The 18121-nt window shown below is 49.3% G+C and carries 9 protein-coding genes; 3 read left to right on the plus strand and 6 right to left on the minus strand.

The genetic code is table 11. The annotated features are described in order from the left end of the window. Positions 1–12 precede the first annotated feature (12 nt). Together PJE062_RS00230 and PJE062_RS00235 are read left to right on the plus strand one after the other, a co-directional pair. A complete protein-coding gene (locus PJE062_RS00230) occupies positions 13–918 on the plus strand; it encodes a transglutaminase-like cysteine peptidase (RefSeq protein WP_008546537.1) in 906 nt (301 codons plus the stop codon). A 369-nt stretch (positions 919–1287) separates the two neighbouring features. Further along, entirely contained in the window at positions 1288–11607 is a 10320-nt protein-coding gene (locus tag PJE062_RS00235) for a DUF5801 repeats-in-toxin domain-containing protein (RefSeq protein WP_008547202.1), read from the plus strand. A gap of 71 nt (positions 11608–11678) precedes the next feature. On the opposite strand, the gene PJE062_RS00240 is transcribed toward PJE062_RS00235, so the two are convergent. The 6 genes from PJE062_RS00240 to PJE062_RS00265 all read right to left on the minus strand — a co-directional run bounded on the left by PJE062_RS00240 (position 11679) and on the right by PJE062_RS00265 (position 17500). Continuing rightward, positions 11679–13844, minus strand: a complete 2166-nt coding sequence (locus PJE062_RS00240) for an FHA domain-containing protein (protein ID WP_008547282.1) — start codon at positions 13842–13844, stop codon at positions 11679–11681. Between the two features lie 178 nt (positions 13845–14022). Beyond that, positions 14023–14313, minus strand: a complete 291-nt coding sequence (locus PJE062_RS00245) for a hypothetical protein (protein WP_008546575.1) — start codon at positions 14311–14313, stop codon at positions 14023–14025. A 27-nt stretch (positions 14314–14340) separates the two neighbouring features. Continuing rightward, positions 14341–14580: an EscE/YscE/SsaE family type III secretion system needle protein co-chaperone gene (locus PJE062_RS00250; RefSeq protein WP_008546808.1), complete on the minus strand. Its 240-nt coding sequence runs from the start codon at positions 14578–14580 to the stop codon at positions 14341–14343. 34 nt (positions 14581–14614) lie between these two features. Next, positions 14615–15400 (minus strand): Crp/Fnr family transcriptional regulator, encoded by a 786-nt coding sequence (locus PJE062_RS00255; RefSeq protein WP_008547079.1) that lies wholly within the window; start codon positions 15398–15400, stop codon positions 14615–14617. Positions 15401–15772: 372 nt separating this feature from the next. Next, positions 15773–16147 (minus strand): hypothetical protein, encoded by a 375-nt coding sequence (locus PJE062_RS00260; RefSeq protein WP_037035716.1) that lies wholly within the window; start codon positions 16145–16147, stop codon positions 15773–15775. Between the two features lie 66 nt (positions 16148–16213). Next, positions 16214–17500, minus strand: coding sequence for an HrpJ domain-containing protein (locus PJE062_RS00265; RefSeq protein WP_037035718.1), 1287 nt, complete (start codon positions 17498–17500; stop codon positions 16214–16216). Positions 17501–17712: 212 nt separating this feature from the next. Here PJE062_RS00265 and PJE062_RS00270 point away from each other — a divergent pair, with 212 nt between their 5' ends. Beyond that, a complete protein-coding gene (locus PJE062_RS00270) occupies positions 17713–18111 on the plus strand; it encodes a hypothetical protein (protein ID WP_008546696.1) in 399 nt (132 codons plus the stop codon). Positions 18112–18121: the final 10 nt, after the last annotated feature.

An 18121-nucleotide genomic window follows, 5' to 3' on the forward strand; every position in this document is an offset into this window, starting at 1 on the left:
AGGGGCGTCAGGATGTTTTGTAATAGGTTTTGGGCCGCCGGCAGACACCGTGCGGCAACGAAGGATTATTGTGTCTACAAAGCTGCAGTTCTCGGATTTGCCGGTGTTGCGCTTGGACTTTCTCAGTTTGTTACTGCGGCTGCTGCACTGGAGCCGCAAACCCCTTATTTTCCAACGGATCTCGCTTCTGTTTCTACCCCTCAACCGGTGGTTCTGGCCAAAGCTCGCATGCCTGTGCCAATGGCTAAGCCTGAGCTTCCTGCTATCGAAACGGCTTCTGCTCATGGGGCTGATGCTGTTCTTGATAAGCCTGCCAGCAAGCTTCAAAGTGTAGTTCGCTCTGCTGCAGGAACTACTATCGATATGCGCTGGAGTATTATTACCAGTCAGATGGATAGTATCACGAGCTCTTCCAAGTGTTTGAAAAGCAGCGAGAAATGTGAAGTCAGCGTGCTGAACACCTGGGGCAATCTTATTAAGTCAGCTCGCAAGCTTCCTCGTCACAAGCAGCTTTCCTACGTTAATCGCGGAATTAACGCGCTGATCAGTTACAAGAGTGATCAGCAAGTGTGGGGGCAAAGCGACTACTGGGCTTCTCCGATAGAAACGCTGAGCCAGCGCCGGGGGGATTGCGAGGATTATGCTGTCCTGAAGTACTGGACCTTGAGAGAGCTTGGTATTCCGGCGGAAGATATGAAAGTGGTTGCGGTATATGATACCAAAATTGGCCAGTACCACGCGATCCTCAATCTCTCCTATAAAGGAGGGGAGTACGTGCTGGATAATCGCTTTGGTCGTGTCGCACTTAAGCAAGACACTAAAAACTATAAATGGGTGCATGTTGCCGGTAGTGGCAAGCAGCTCCCGCAAAAGACCAAGTATACATCTCTTGCTGCAATGACCCGCGCGTTTAACTAGAACCGCGAATCCAGTTTACAAAACCTATTTTTTGAGCGCGTTACAAGGGGCAAAGAACGCGCTCTTTTTTTGTTCGGGAAGCCCTTTCTCCTGCCAATCAGCTCTCAAAAAGCACCATATCCCGTTAATAACTTCGCCACCCTGTATAGGGAGCGGTGTTTAACAAAAAGTAAAATACTCAATAAAATTTAATCAAATTAAAACCTTGGTCGCAGAAACGCGCGATTTCAGGGTGTTGCCGTACTGTGACGGAATTAACGATGTTAAAATTTCCTTAAGGAAATGATTTGACTTTTATCAGGATTGGCAAAATTATCGGCGCAATTGCTAAAATTTTATTAAAACTGTTTATGCGTCGGGTTTGCTACTATGTCAGAGCGTCAAGCGTCTTCCACGAACACAGCCACCAACACCTCCCAAGCTACGATTCCTCCGCAAACGCTGAAGATTGGCGTTGTTGCAGAAGGAAGCTCTGAGGTTCTCGTTCGGCAGCCAGGTCAGCTGGTCGACTTCAGCCAGATGCTGGAGGTGCCTGTCAGTCTCTTCCGATATGGCGAAAGCCTGCAGATCCTGTTCTCTGGTGGGGGAACACTGCTTGTTGAAGGGTTCTTTACTGGTGACCAGACCGACGCTTCTCTGATCCTGAGTGAAAACCAGGCACTGACCATCGAAGAGTTTGGGGCTCTGGTTGAAATTCTGCCAGTTGATACTCTGCAGACCGCTGCAGGTGATGGCACGCCGATTGCTGATCAGCTGGAAGAGCCAGGAAGTTCCGGTCAGGACTTTGACGACAACCCTGACGGTGGGCCACTGGGGCCAGGGCTGAATGTTAATGATCTGCTGAGGCCAGAAGACAATGCAGGTGCAGCTGCGGCCAATGATGACCCTGAGCAGGACGTGGATGATGTTCCTGTTGCCGGTATTGCAGAAGTTGGTGCTCTTGATGAGACTGACTGGGCAGATGCTGGTAAAGGACCGCTTTCCTTTACAGGTAATCTGAACGTTGATTTCGGTCTTGATGGTGTTGCTGAGCGTTCTTTGCAGTTCCAGCTGGACAATGGTGTACCGGTTGATCGTGCAGGCAACCCTTTGAGCCTAACAGCTGACGGGCAGCCTCTTTCCTATGAAGTGCAGGACTTGACTGCGGATGCTGCCAATGAAATTGGCGATGGAAGCCAGTTGCTGACAGCTAAGCTGCCGAATGGTGAAGTTGTTTTCGAGGTTCTGCTCAACACGTTTACCGAGACGGGGGCGTACACCTTTACGCTGCGCGGTAATCTAGATCATCTGGAAGCAGATGTGAAAGACATTCTGGCACTTGAATTTGGTTTCCAGGCTTTTGATGCGGATGGTGATTCAGCAGACTCGTTCCTGATCGTGAACGTTGCTGACGACCTGCCAGAAATTGGTGAGCCAACCACCGGTACCGTTGATGAAGATGGTATTCCTGATATCGGCAACAACAACGACAATGCTGATGGCGATGCGCCGGCAACCTCCAATACGATAACAGCATCTCTCGATATTGATTGGGGTGCTGATGATGCAGACAGCGAGCAGGGCGGCATTGGTGATCGCTCTGTTAAGTTTGCCGGAACTCCTGAGGCGCCACAAGGACTGACCTCCGAGGGTGTTGCTCTGGTCTACTCCCTCAGCGATGACGGTACTGAGTTGACCGCGACCAAAGGTGATGGTGGTGAAGCCGTCTTCAAAGTGATTTTGTCCGATGACGCTGCAGGTACTTACAGCTTTGAGCTCATGGGCCCTCTGGATCACTCAATTGCCAACACTGAAGATGACATCAACCTGACTTTCGATTTTGTTGCAACCGATAGCGACGGCGACACTGCAAGCTCAAGCTTCACTGTGATTGTTGATGATGATGGTCCAAGCCTGACAGGTGAAGAGCAGGGCGTTACTGTTGATGAAGATGATATCGATACCATCTTCTCTACTGGTACCAGCCCTGATTACTGGGGCTTTGAAGGCGATGAGAGCCTGACTGAGTTCTGGACTGGTGCAGCAATCTCATTCGGCGATCTGCAAGGTGTTGTTAATTTTGGTGCAGATGGGGATGCGGGCGCTAGCTCGTTCACATTCGTCAATGATGCCACGCAGCAGCTGACCAGTCTTGGTCTGACCTCTGACGGAGATAGCATTCAGTTTGACAGTCTTCAGCTGACACCAAATATCACTCTGATGCTTGGTGTCGCGAATGGTCGTCCTGTTATTGGTCTAGCACTGAATAGTGAAACTAGTGAGTTTGCCGTGTTACAGGCGGATCAGCTGGATCATGTTGCAGGTAATGGTGAGAACACTGCATTGCGGCTCAGTGATGGCACCACGATTGATGCCATTGACTTTGGTTCTGTGATTGTTGCCAGGGATGGAGACGGGGATACCGTCGAACTGGGTGGCAAGCTGGATGTGACTGTCGTTGATGATATTCCTGAGCCTCACATCTGGGTGGATGATCATATCCGCATTGATGAGACTGAAGGTGATCACAGCGACAACGTTCCTGCGAAGTGGCGTATTCGCAAGCTGTTTAAAGACATTGATGATAAAGGTAGTGACCCAGACCTGAGTGGGCCGATCTACGCGCGCAATGATGTTCTGGACTTCCATAGACATGTTGGAGCTGATGAGCGTGGCAGCCATGAGCTCGTATTCCGCATTGATGATGCTGCGTCTGGTTTGACCACGACAGAAGGTGAAGCGATTACGCTTACTCTGGAAGATGGTCAGATTGTTGGCCGTGTTCCAAGTGGAGAGGCTGCGTTTGCGATCCACCTGCATCAGAACGGAAAGGTCTCAATGGTTCAGTACATGTCCATTGAGCATCCGGATACCGACTCTTCCGATGAGCACGTATCGCTTGATGGAAAAGTCACCGCGATCCTGACGGTTACAGATGAAGATGGTGATGCTGTTTCAACTGAGATTGCTGTTGGTGGCTTGCTGACATTTGATGACGACGGTCCGCGTGTAACCAATCAGCAGCGGGATGTCACCATTGATGAAGATGATATCGATACGCCTCTGTCTACCGGCACCAGCCCTGATTATTGGGGGATTGAGGGTGACGGCAACTGGACTGACTTCTGGACCGGTTCTGCGATTAATACTGGTAGTTTACAGGGTGTTGTCGACTTTGGAGCTGATGGAGATGCTGGTTCAGGTTCCTTCACCTTTGCAGGTGATGCAGAACAACAGCTGACAGATCTGGGACTGACCTCAGATGGAGATACCGTTGAGTTCCAGAGTGTTCAGCTGAATGCCAAGCTTACACTGATGGTCGGCATTGCTGATGGCCGTCCGGTTATTGGTTTGATCCTGAACAGTGAAACTGGTGAGTTTGCTGTGTTGCAGGCGGACCAGTTGGATCACGTTACCGGTCATGGTGAGAATACTGCGCTTCAGCTCAGTGATGGTTCCACGATTGATGCCATCGACTTCGGTTCCGTGATTGTTGCGACAGACGGGGACGGGGATACCGTTGATCTGGACGGCAAGCTGAATGTGACCGTTGTTGATGATGTTCCAGAACCACATATCTGGGTGGATGATCATATTCGCATCGATGAGACTGAAGGGCCTCATAGCGATAATATTCCGCCTTGGTTCGGCTTTAACACATTCAAAGACGTTGATAGCATAGGCAGTGACCCAGACCTGAGTGGCCCGATCTACGCGCGCAATGATGTTCTGGACTTCCATAGACATGTTGGTGCTGATGAGCGTGGCAGCCATGAACTCGTGTTCCGCATTGATGATGCTACGTCTGGTTTGACCACGACAGAAGGTGAAAAGATTACGCTTACTCTGGAAGACGGCCAGATTGTTGGCCGTGTTCCAAGTGGAGAGGCAGCGTTTGCGATCCACCTGCATCAGAACGGCAATGTTTCAATGGTTCAATACATGTCCATTAAACATCCGGATACCGACTCTTCCGATGAACATGTGTCTCTTGATGGAAAAGTCACTGCAATCCTGACGGTTACTGATGAAGATGGTGATGAAGTTTCAACGGAGATTTCTGTCGGGCATTTGCTGACCTTCGACGATGACGGACCACATATTGAGGAGTTTTTCACCACCGGTGAAACTGTTGAGCTGGATGAGACAAGCGGTGAGCAGTATGATGAAGTTGCTGCGGCTCCGGATTCTGATATTCGTGCATTGTTTGCTGCAGTTGAGGTTGACGCTGCTGTTGATCCGGATATGGAGACGATCTTTGGCCAGCAGCAGGGTGTTCTGGATGCTGAGATCTTTGGAGGGGCTGACGGTGTTAGTGATGTTGCCGTTTCTCTGGAAATTTCTGCTGAAGGTCTGAACTCCGGATTGCAGACGACTGAAGGTGTTCAGATCAACCTTTACACAGAGGGTGATCTGATTGTTGGTCGTGCGGGTGACGGTGATGCGGCTGTAATCTTTGCTGTTTCCATCGATGACAATGGAACGGTCAGTGTGGTTCAATATGCTTCACTTGAGCATACTCAGCCGGGGCATGACGACAGTCTTGATCTTGGTGATCTGATCGTTGCTCGTCTGACCATCACAGATGGTGATGGTGATACAGACACAGCAACTACTGTGATTGGCGACAAGATCATTTTCCATGATGATGAGCCCGATGCCATTCGCTCTGGCTCTCAGATTGTGGTGGATGAGGCCACTGATCTTGGAACTGTCGTCTCTGGCCAATTGCAGTTTGAAGAAGGTGCTGATGGTGCGACGGTTACTGGCGCTCACTTCCGCAATTCTCAGGGCTATGTCCGCCGCTATGACATGGAAGAGCCTCAAGGGCAGCGTGGCGATTTCCTGACTGTGGGTGGTGAGAAGATTGTTCTTTCCAGCACTACGGATGCGAGTGGCATCATCACACTTGAAGGTACGACCGAAACGAGTGGTAGCTCTGCCTTTACGGTGGTTGTTCAGCCTGATGGATCCTATGAGTTTACTCAGATACTCGGCTTTGACCATCCAGATACAGGTGAAGCTGGTAGCGACGATAGCATCGACCTGCGTCTGCGCTTTACTGTCACTGATGGTGATGGAGATACGTCGACAGCAACAGCTGTAATCTCGGTTCAGGATGATGAAGTTGTTCTCACGGGTGATACAGTCTCTGCGAAAGCAGATGAAGACGATATTGTCGGTGACAGATCTGGTGTGCCGGGTAACCAACCAAATGATGGCAATGGCGATGGTTCGACTACGGGTGCCAATGACGTCAAAGGCCCTGCTTATGTGACCGAAAACATTAGCAATCTCGTTGATTTTGGTAATGACGGGGGCACGTTTGTTATTGCTGATGACGCTGTTTCTACACTTGAGGGCATGGACCTGAAATCAGGTGGTGGAAAACTGTCTTATGTGGTGATTGGCAGTAAGCTGGTTGGATATCTCGAAACTACGGGAGACACAGAGTACAGTTTTGCTAATGATCATCCGGTGTTCTCACTTGAGTTGACGTCTGACAATGGTGATGTGGTCTTCAAACTGTTTGATCAGCTTGATCATGTTGCTGGCCATCTGGAGAACGAACACAGCGGAGAGCTGCTGATTGATTTTGGAAGTGTCATCGACGCTGTTGATGGTGATGGCGATCGCGTCAATCTGAATGGTAAGTTCACAATCCAGATCATCGATGATGTTCCTTACGTCGATTACAACGCTTATGAAAAGAACCTCGTTGTAAATGGTTCTTTTGAGCAGCCTGATATTGGTTCCTCATATAGCTTCTTCAGCTCTATAGATGGATGGCAGTCTACCAATGGGACTGGATTCGAGATCCATTCTGATAGCTTTAGCCAACCAAGAGATGGTGAGCAGTATCTAGAGCTGGATATGGATGCAGGTGGTGCTGTTGATGGCATCTATCAGAACATCGTAACAGAAGCAGATGCTCAGTATGAGCTGCTGTTCAGTCTGGCGGATCGTTCTGACAATGGTCCAAGCAGTGAAGTGCGTGTCCTTTGGAATGGTGTAGAAGTTGGTGTTTACTCGACTGATAGTACCGACTGGACAAACATCTCAGTTAACGTTGTTGGTACTGGTCAGGATGGCGGTGATCGCCTTGAGTTTGTTGAGGTTTCAGGTTCAAGCCAAAACAATGGACTTGGGACGTACCTTGATAACATCCAGCTTTACAAAACAGCAGGGTATGTTGATGAGGCTGAACTTGGTGGAGCTGCGCCAGTTGTTGCAACGGATTCTCTTGGCATCTTGTGGGGCGCTGATGATGCGAACACCAACACTGGTGGTGTTGGTGACAGGTCCGTTGTCTTCGATACATCGAGCACCAATCCTCCAAGTGGCTTGAGTTCTGACGGCGTTCAACTGGTCTATGAGTTCAGTGCGGATGGAACCACGCTTAAGGCATTGAAAGGCCCTGGTGGAGACGAAGTCTTTACAGTGACTTTGTCTGATGCAGATGCAGGCTCTTACACCTTCACGCTTATTGGTAATCTTGATCACGATGTTGCTGGGTCTGAAGAAGACCTACTGCTGGACTTCAGCTTTACCGCGAAAGACAGTGATGGTGATACTGCATCTGGCAGCTTCAGGGTTGTTGTAAATGATGATCTGCTTGAGATCGGATCGCCATTGGCCAGCACCGTTGATGAGGATGGACTGCTCGACGGTAACAAAGACAGCGCCAGCGGAGATGCAGCAGCAACTTCAGCTTCAGTAAGTGATGTCTCTCTTGATATCAACTGGGGTGCAGATGATGGTGTCCGCACTATCACATTTGCTTCTAACTCAGTTCTGCCAGCAGGGTTGGCTTCTGATGGTGTGCCTCTCGTCTATACTCTTAGTCAGGGTGACACTGTCCTAACAGCGACGAAGGCTGGTTCTAGCGAAGTTGTTTTCGTAGTTACTCTTTCAGATGAGGGTACTGGCTCTTACAGCTTTGACTTGAAGGGCAACCTTGATCATTCAGCCGGTGCTGATGAGAATGATATCAATCTGTCATTTGAGTTTGTTGCGACTGATGGTGATGGGGATACCGCTTCTTCCAGTTTCATTGTCACTGTCGATGATGACATGCCGGTGATTGGTGCACCTGCTGATAGTGTTGTTGATGAAGATGGTCTGGCAGCTGGTAATAAGGACGACGCTCCTGGTGATGCAGCTGCGACTGAGACAATGGTTGACGATGTTGCGCTCGACATCAGCTGGGGTGCTGACAATGCCAACAGTGATGCTGGTGGCGCCGGTGATCGCTCTGTCACATTTGCATCCAACTCGGTGTTGCCAGCAGGGCTGAGCTCTGATGGTGTATCTCTCGTCTATACCCTTAGCCAGGGTGATACTGTTCTTACAGCGACGAAGGCTGGTTCTAGCGAAGTTGTTTTCGTTGTTACTCTTTCAGATGAGGGCACAGGCTCTTACAGCTTTGATTTGAAGGGCAACCTTGATCATCCAGCGGGTGATGATGAGAATGATATTGATCTGACTTTCAACTTTGTCGCGAAAGACAGTGATGGAGACACAGCGTCTTCAAACTTCACTGTGACGGTTGACGATGACAGCCCAGTGCTTGACGACGGCGTCTATGGCCAGAACCTTGTAATAAATGGCTCCTTTGAGGATCCTGATATCGGTTCTAAAGGGCATAAAGCTGTCGACACAATGTCTGGCTGGATGTCTACCAACGGCACTAAGTTTGAGATCCATTCCAACAGCTTCAGTCCATCTTCTGACGGAGGCCAGTATCTAGAGCTGGACAAGGATGGAGCTAACTCGAATAAAGTAGACGGCATCTATCAGAACATCAGCACAGAGGCGAACACGCAGTATGAGTTGTCGTTTGACCTTGCTGACCGCATTAACAATGATCCGGGCAGTGATGTGAGAGTGCTGTGGAACGGTGTTGAAGTTGGCGATGGTGTCTATTCGACAGACAGCACTGACTGGTCAAACTTCACAATTACTGTTGTCGGCACAGGTCAGGCAGGTGGAGATCGCCTCGAGTTTATCGAGCTGACTACTCCTGGCCAGAACAACGGCCTTGGCACATATCTGGATAACATCCAGCTCCATAAAGTCGGGCCTATTGTTGATGAAGCTGACATTGCAGGCGGCTCTGCTGTTGCGAGCGATGAACTTCACATTAAGTGGGGTGCTGATGATGCAACCAGTGGCACAAATGCCAGAGCTGTAACTTTTGCGGATAGTCTTGATGGGACAGTAGCCAAAACTGATGAAAACACTGATCTGAAGTCCGCTGGTTCACCTGTCTTCCTTAAGTCATTCGGCGCTGTTCTGATTGGATACACCGATGTGGTGCCTCAGAATGCTACAGATACTGATGATGCGGTCTTCACGGTCACGTTGTCTAGTGATGGTTCCGGTGCTTACACATTTGAGTTGCTCGGACAGTTAGATCACGAAGGCTCAGAAGCCGAAGACCTCTCGCTTACCTTTGATTTTGTTGCTACGGATAGCGATGGTGATGGTGTTTCTGGTGATTTCACCGTCAACATCGTTGATGATGTTCCGACCGGTGCTGCAGATAATGCCAGCGGTGAGGAGGACGTGTCCTTCAAGATTGACGTACTGGCAAATGACGAAGTTGGTGCTGATAAGGCAGCAACGATCCTCCTTGAGAACGATGGGGAGACTGCTCAAAAAGGTACTGTAACTGTCAATCCAGATGGAACGGTGCAGTACACTTCACCACACGAAAACTTTAATGGTTCTGATAGCTTCAGCTACGTCATTGAGGATGCTGATGGCGATCGTTCAGAAGTGATTACGGTGACTGTTGAAGTTACACCGGTGAATGATCATCCTGAACTAACTGTTACAGATGTGCAGTCCAAGTTTGACGAAAACGGAACAGGTCCGGTTGCAAAATTCAGCGCAGCTGATGTTGACGGTGATGCGCTCACATACTCACTGAGTGGAGATGATGCTCATCTCTTCGAAATCAGAGGTAATGAAGTTTACTTCAAAGCCGCACCTGATTTTGAGAACCCGCTAGATGTGGGGACAGACCAAGAGTATGACTTCAACATTGTCGTAAGTGACGGCCACGAAGAAGTCAGTGAAGATATCTCTGTGTCAGTGACTGATCAGGCTGCTGAGCTTTCACTTTCTCTTTCTAGTAAGAATGTTGCCTTCTCAGTTGCAGATGATTTCAAAGGTCCTGACAACAATAATGGTCAACCAGGAGGCTACTCGGGTAGTGATGGTAGCCGGTTATGGTTGGACGGTTCTTGGCATGAAGTTGGCGACGATGACAGTTCGACAAATTACAATGGAAAGATCGTATCTAACTACCAAGACTTAGGGGACAATCTGCTTAACTATCATCTCGTGATTAAAGGTGATGGTGAGATTTCAAGATCTGTTGATCTTTCTGACATGACTGACGCAAAGCTGATTATTCATGCCGATCATGTTCTTCATGATGCTGGAGATAATTTGCTGATTGTGTTGGAGTGGGAAGATGAGAGTGGTGTTACGAAGACATACTCTACTGATCTAGCTTCCAAACAGCAGTCTCCATCTGATTTTGTAATTGATTTGTTGAATGACGTGCCAGGGTATGTGCCATCAGAAACAATCTTGAAGTTTGTCTCTGAAGATTTTGAAGCTGGTGACTACGCTCGCATTTTCAATGTTGTTATTGAAGGTCATGAGAATGTGCCTGAAACTGACTATACGACGAACTTCAAGCTTGGGGGGGCAGGGGTAGTTATCGGTGATGTTGTTGCCGTTTCTGATGGAGACAACAACGCTGCCAATAATCAGCTCTCCAGTGCTGTCATCACACTGAAGAACTATCAGCAGGGTGATGCTCTTAGCTACATTCCTCAGGGTGCTTACGCTGGTATTTCCGCTACGACAGCTGTTGTGGGTGGAAATCTGGTTCTGACCCTTTCAGGTGATGCAAGCCATGAAGCATATGTTGCAGCGATCAAGGCTATCGAGTTCAACACCTCATCAAACGATCCAGTGAGAACAATCGAAATGGTTGTCAGCAATGGTTCAGACGAGAGTGATGTTGCTACTACAACGATCAATGTGACTGAGAATACAGAGAATCCAAGCACGATCTTTGTCGACTATAACGAGCCTGCGTTCTCACAGAATAGGTTCTATGAAAGTGATCCTGACAAGAATCCAGGATGGCATTATCGCCTGAATGGTACAGATCAAAATGACAGAATTGAAGGGCAAGGTAACTGGCATAACGATATGTCTGGTGGTGAGGGCAATGATCTCCTGATTGGCGATGATTGGCATCCTGTAAGCCATCGCAACTACTCGGATACCTTCAATGGTGGTGCTGGTTATGATCGGATGACTAGTGGAAGTGAAGATGACTTGGATACCTTCATCTTTGATGTTCTGGACGGCAGTTTCGATACGATCACAGACTTTGATGGAACTGCGCAAGGTGAAGTAGATCTTACAGTCGATCGACTGGATATCTCTGCACTTCTGAACAAAGCCTTCGGGGATGATGAGGTTGATGCTGCTGAAGCTGGGCAGTACGTGAAAATTCAGGAAAATGGTTCTGGAAGCGACGTGCTGGTTGATGTGGATGGAACTGCCAATGGTGAGAACTGGTCGAAGATTGCTCACCTCGATAACATTAGCCAAACCGATACAATCAAAGTTGTTCTTGATGATGATGGCTCATACACTCAGGTGGATGTAGTCGCTTAATAAAAAAGGCCCGGGCTGATATCAGCCCGGGCCTTTTGCTTTTGTAGTGAGAGCTACTTGGGTTTTTTCGCTTAAGGTTTCGCGTTTGCTTCGCGGACGACCCAGGCCGTCTGGTCTCCGTATATCGCGACGGAGTATCCTTCGTATTCACGGACCAACGCTCCAAGTTCACCTACAGCAACGAGACGGCTGCTTTGGTCGATGGACTGGCCTTTTTTGTAGCGTTTGTTGGTATCGCTCAGGACGTAGCGTTCTCCAATCAGACTTGCACCGGAAACCGTCAGCGACGGTGTGTTCAGATCTCTTGTCAGGAAGCTGATGAACTCTGGATTACGCAGGCTTTCACGAATGAAGTTGGAGTAGGGCACCAGATCGATTTTGCTGCTCTGCTCCGCCTTAATCAAGCAATCACGTGTGGCCGCCGGGTTTACGGCAGCTTCTAGAATGTAGCGTTGGCGATCTTCCGGGAATGTGGTGATTGCCAGACTTTCACTGCTGCTGAGAATATCGAGCCAAAGCACAGTTACCGGGATCTGGGAGACTGGCACTGACAGGTTCTTAGAGCAGAGTGGTCCCTCAGATGGAGGTGTTACCAAAAGTGGCAGGAAGTTCTTCTTCAGATCGTCCGGTACAGTTTTCGCCTCAGCAGATTTCATCCATGCAAGGAAGACGACCTCAGCTGCTTCACTCAACTCCGGATCGTTCAAGGCAATTTGTTGGAACTGTGCATCGGCTTCGCTTTGGGCGGTAACTCCTTCCGGCTCTTTTTTCTCCAAATCCTCAGAGATGCCCGATGGAGGTGTTGATGCTTGTGCAGAGCCAATGCCGATACTGCTTAGCAAACGTTCAGTTGCTTCTTGTAATGGAGATACTTCTGCTTTTGCCGATTTTGCTTCTGTGTTGCTCTTTTCCACACGGCTGGAAGACTTTGTGCCACGACGTTCTGGGGCAAAGCCATCCTGCTGTTTGATCGCGCGTGCGAGCTCAAGCACCTTTGTCTGACGTTCTTCAACCGGCTCATTGGTCTTCGGATCAACAGCGGCAAGCAGAGGTTCGATGCCGCCATCAAAGTTGGCTTTGAGGTCAACAACCTGACCGTTTTCCTGAACCAATTTGACCAGAGAACGCAAAGGGATCTCAGATGCGTATTGGCGAGAGTAAGAGCGCAGGAAACCTGACCAGCGATCGATGTCCTGGCTGGCAATGATGCCGCTTACTTCCAGCGTTTTGTCATCAAGGCGGAAGATGATGGTGTCATCAATCAGTGCCCGTTTGGCAAGTTTGCGGACATCCAAAAGATAATCATCAGCGGTCTTAATTTGGGAAGTTACGCTGGAGATGCCATTCAGGCCGCGCAGATCTGCAATCAACTGGTCAGCCTCAGCCTTATCCAGCACGGAGCCGCTGAGGGTCAGTTCACCGTCATCCGCGAGTGCAAAGCTCACGTTTGAACCGCGGGATTGTAGATAACCGGCGATATCCTTTTTCAGTGTTTCGATGACACGGACACGTAGACGAACAGGAACAGCTGTGCGTTCTACTGCTTCAGTAATTGCGCGGCGTTGAACTGGCTCGCTGACATATCCTGTCAGGTAAATCTGATCATCCACATCCTGGCGCAGGCTTAAGCTCTCTGCGAAGGGGAGGTCAGCCAAAGCTACGCGCACAGCTTCAATTCCACCGTTTGGGAGAGCACTTGCGGTGCGAGGGGAAATCTTACCAGAACCTACGAGATAGAACCCACCAAGGACCACTGCGCTTGCAACCGTTGCAAGGGCAATGCGTTTGCGGTGTTTTGTGAGCGGAGCCATAACCGCATCGACATGCTTTGAGTTTTCACCTAGCAGCGAGTTAGCTGCAGAGTTTTCGGCTTTCTCGTTTTCACTTTCACCGGCTGCATTCAGTGCTTTGCTGAGCGTCGCCCACTGGGCGTTCTTCGCGCCTAGAGCGATCTTGACGACACCAATGTTTATGACATCCAATGGTTCAATTTCGATCCACTCGTCATCTCCGCTGTTAAGAGAGACACCATTTTCAGTGCGAATGTCGCCAGCTTTGGCGGAGATTTCAATTTTATTGTCTTGCAAGCGCAGCTGCATATGGCCTGCGGCGACGCTGAGGTCAGCAATCTGCAGATCATCGTTTCTGTCGGAGCCAAGTGTATACTCACCCGGCTCGAGCATTACTTCAGCGCCAGCCTGTTGGCCTACAAGTATTTTGAGGATGAGTTTACCCATTCGCTGTCCCACCTAACAAGCGCTGGAGTTCGCAATTATGGCTGTGTTTCCAAACGCGAACGAGAAAATACCATGAGTTGTTCAGGCTCGGTATAACCGGGCTTGTCTCATGTGCCTGAATAAAAAAAGGCTCTCTTATGCACGTGCTCACGCAGGCAGAAGAGAGCCTTTCAATGACTTAGGAAATGTTACGTGCGCAGGACTTCACCATGTCTGCGTGCGCCTTCACCATGCTGGTACGTGTCTGACCCATGGTGGTGTATGTGTTTACCAGCAACTGCAGGGTGAACATCTTTTCGGTTTCAGCCAGGTTGGAGTTTTGAGCTTCAATGATCTTGTCATTGATCTTATCCATCTCGGTCTGAAAGCGGACGCTGATGTCAAGTGCGTTCATGCCCGCTTTGTTCTCTAAAGCGGCGGGAGCTGCGGACGTGTATGGGCCTGTAATGCCTTGGGTAAAAGACGTCATGTTGACTCTCCTAATATTTGCGCGGCTCTAACTCTGTACTGGAAATTTGCGCAGGACGTCCTGAGCAGCAGTGATGCCGTTTATCACTGTCTGAATGCGTTGATAGTCAGCCTCGGTCTGAGGTTCCTCAGACTTGCGACGCATCTGAGCAGAAAGGTCTTCCAACTTTTTTCCGAGGAGCTGCGCATGATCTGAGCCTTGTGGGCTTTTCAAAGCCTCTTCCAGATCGGTGACATACATCTCGTTATTGGTGATTTCTTCCTGCACGCGTCAGTCCTTTGTTTCAACGCTTACCAGCTTCTTAAAAGTTTGATTCATTATTGAGCAAGTTCCGCTCCAGCATTGTCCTATTCAGCACAGTGATAGAACGATCCTGAATTTTTATGATACCTGCGCGCTCCCATTCTTTCAGACGGCGATTGATGTTGCTGCGTGTGCCGCGAGCCATCGCGCCCAAGTCGCTCTGAGTGACGATAGCACCAGAGATGACAGACTTGTCCCTCGGATCACTCCCAGCCGGAGTGCCAATAGACTCCAGCAAGCTGAGCAGAGCGTGAGCCAGACGAGCTGATAGGCTCGGCAATGACAGGCAGCGGGTTGATTCGATGTAGGAGCGATAGTGTTTCGCTACGACTACAGCCAGCGCGCGGCAGATCTCTGCACTCTGTTCGTTGATGACATGAAATGCAGAACGTCTGATCTTATGAACGACAACATCTCCCAATGCGCATGCTGTGTCGGCATGTACAGATCGCTGAAATACACCCAGTTCGCCGAAGCTTTGGCCCGCAGTGATGATGGCATAAAGGAAGGTAGATCCATCTTCACGCAAGTGGCTCAAGCGAACGTGACCGCTTTCGATGATGTAGAGAAATTCAGCTTCATCTTCCTGAAGATAGATGTTTTCGCCATTTGAGTAGGTTTGACGGATCGCTGACTGCTCTAAAGATGCACATAATTCATCATTCAGCTCTTGAAACAGCGCTGCATTCTCTTTCCAGCTGCTTTCACCTGAGGATGAGGTGCCAGTATTATGAGCTTGTGATGCGCCTCTACCCAGGCTTGCATCATATACTGCCTTTTCCATAGAAATGTACCGTGACCTCTTACTTAAATAAGTGCAGCTATTTCAGAGTTTGAAGATATACTGTTCTCCGTAGAGCAAATATACTTCGTCTTGTTTTTATTATACTCTACCAATATTCCACCCCAATCTCACTTGTACACAATTGCAAAGAATTGTGCTTCAGAACACGGTTAAAACTATAATTAAGACAGCTAATAGGCGAGTCAAGTCTGACTGTCATCATCTAACTTATATTTTAATGGATATTGTTCGTATCCCTCGGGATTGTGATTTTAAGTGCGAAAAAGTCACGATTTCCCTCCGTAATGTGAACAAGTGTGAGTCATTATATGATTGAAGCTGGTGTATACCTGCACGTAGTAGTCGTAGTATTTAAAGTGAACTCAATTCACCTATTAGATAGTCGACCGTTTGTTCTAGTTTTGCAGGGCTAAGTTGTCCTGCTTCGTAAAGGACTGCTAGGTGTAACGTTCCATCTTTTGATTTTCCCGCATGCAGGTTGGTTCCGATTTCAGGCCTAAAGCCAGCTTTGGTCAAAAGCGCTTCATTTGCTGAATTTTGATCACCTGTTATAGCACGGCCGAGGCTCACAACGATGCTGTTGCCGTTCTCGACAGGAGTAAACGTCAGCTCTCCAGATTGTGATAGGAGGTAACTCAGACTCCCATCCGCTTGAGGAGAAAAAGGGATTTTCATATTGTTTGCGAACGCTTCCAGACTTGACTGGATAGCACTTGAAAACTGCATTCAAATCTCTCCTTTGCTTTTTCTGAACGTCGTTTGTGTTGCTGTTATTTTGCTGGCAATGAAGGCTCAATGAACACTGGTGGATCCAGCAGTGATCAGGTTGGCGTTTTCGAACGTTACGGTGTCGGATGCTGTCTGATACTGCTCTTCTTCCAATATCGTCAGCTGTTCTGACAGAACCAGAAGCGTTTCGAGCTGTTGGTTGCGGATGTTCTCATTGGTGAGAATTGTATCCGGAACCTCGCGGTGCAGTGCCAGCAGGTTGTTGGTGTAGTTCAGGGATGCGCTCACACCTGCCGGAGCCAGTGGAGCAACGAGGCCTTGCGCATCCGCTGGTGAGGTTACCGCTTTACCCAGATAGTGGAAAAGGGAGCTGGCGAGTGAGTCTGTGCCCAGCTCATCGACCACACGATTGAACTCCCCAAAATTACGACCTGTTAGCTTAGTCGCGACATGGACACCTTCATAAACGGTCCGCAGGCTCTTCAGCTTGCCGAGTTCGGTCAGGACAGCTTCCAGGTGAGCTGGCTCGTCCTGAGTATCGGCAATCTCCAGTCCCTGGCTCGCTGCGGTGGTGAACAGCTCTACGACATCGTCAAATGAGGTGAGGGGCGAGCCTTCGTTTCCATTGACGTCCTGGTGCAAAGCGTGATGGCGGGCGATCAGATCATTGAACTTGTCGAAGATGATGCCGAAGTTTGCCTCACTGCGCAGCATGTCGCGGTAATGTTCACGGATGACGGCTGGGTCTGTTCCCAGATCCTCGGCTTTATCATGAGCCAGTTCTGCCACCGCGAAGCCAGCGCGGACATCTCTGCCGGTCTCGCCGCTTTCCATGTACTCGCGCGCATTGAGCAGAGCACCCAGTAACGCATCATTTGCGCCAGTGTTCTCGAAATGCTCAATGGCGATTTGCAGGGCAGCGTATTGGTGTGTGACATCGCCATCAAACTGCTGCAGGAATGCGAAGACATCCTGAGGTGTCAGTTGACTGGAGCCGCCACCAGAACTGTAGTTGTTCTGATAGTCTTGCAGCAGTTGAACCAAACCTTGCAGTTTTTCCTGCGAAGGCATGTCTGGCAGTTTGTCGTAGTAATCGGCAATCCGGGTGATCGCTTCGATGTTTGCACCCTGACCCTGACGGATTGAGCGGCTCTCCAATGATCTCTTATCCAAGCGGGAGGAGACGGCCTGTCCCAGCTCTTCGGCAGCGTCTGTCAGCTTGGATGGATTGTTAAGCTGCATAACGCGTTCAGCGCGGCGTTGACCGGTTGCTTCTGCCACCAGCGGAGCGCCGACAGGCGACTCAGCATTGTGAGTAGCAATGGTTGATCTTAAGACCTCTAAGCTCATGGCAAGTCCCCCGCTGATAATATGAATAGGTATATGTCTTTCTCATACTTCTTTTAGTGGAATTGCTTTGTGTCGGGCGGCACAAGCGGTGTCACCCATTTTGCTAATTCTGCCTTTCCTGTGGTTTCGATTTTTGGGTGTGTCGATCGGAACAGCAGGGTCTTAAGCCTCACAGCTATAGAGGGAAGATCGTGTTTTGATGGGAATGTTGTATGGCGAAGACCAGATCCAGCAAAGATGAGTTGCTTCCCCAGTTCACTGTCACTGGTGATGCGGGTGATTTGTGCTCCTATCTGGATGAGGCCTTAAGTGCTTGTAATACTGGTAGGAACTGGCCTTCAGAAGGTGAGTGGCAGGACGTCTCTTTTCAGATGGCTGCAAGCCTTCAGGAGCTGGTGGACTTGCCTGCGGTTCAGAAAGATCCGGCTGCGCAGCGTTTGATCGGTGGCTTGCTTTCCTCAAGAAGTTTTGAAGATTTTTTGCAGGGTTATGACGCGATTGCTGAGCATTTTACGAAACGCCTGAAAGATCATGAAAATGAGACTGGAGGTGTTCGTTCCCAAGCCATCAAGCCCCAACGAAATGCGGGTCGTACTCGTCTGATTTTGTGAAGTGAGGAGA

Source organism: Pseudovibrio sp. JE062, assembly GCF_000156235.1.
Lineage (GTDB): Bacteria > Pseudomonadota > Alphaproteobacteria > Rhizobiales > Stappiaceae > Pseudovibrio.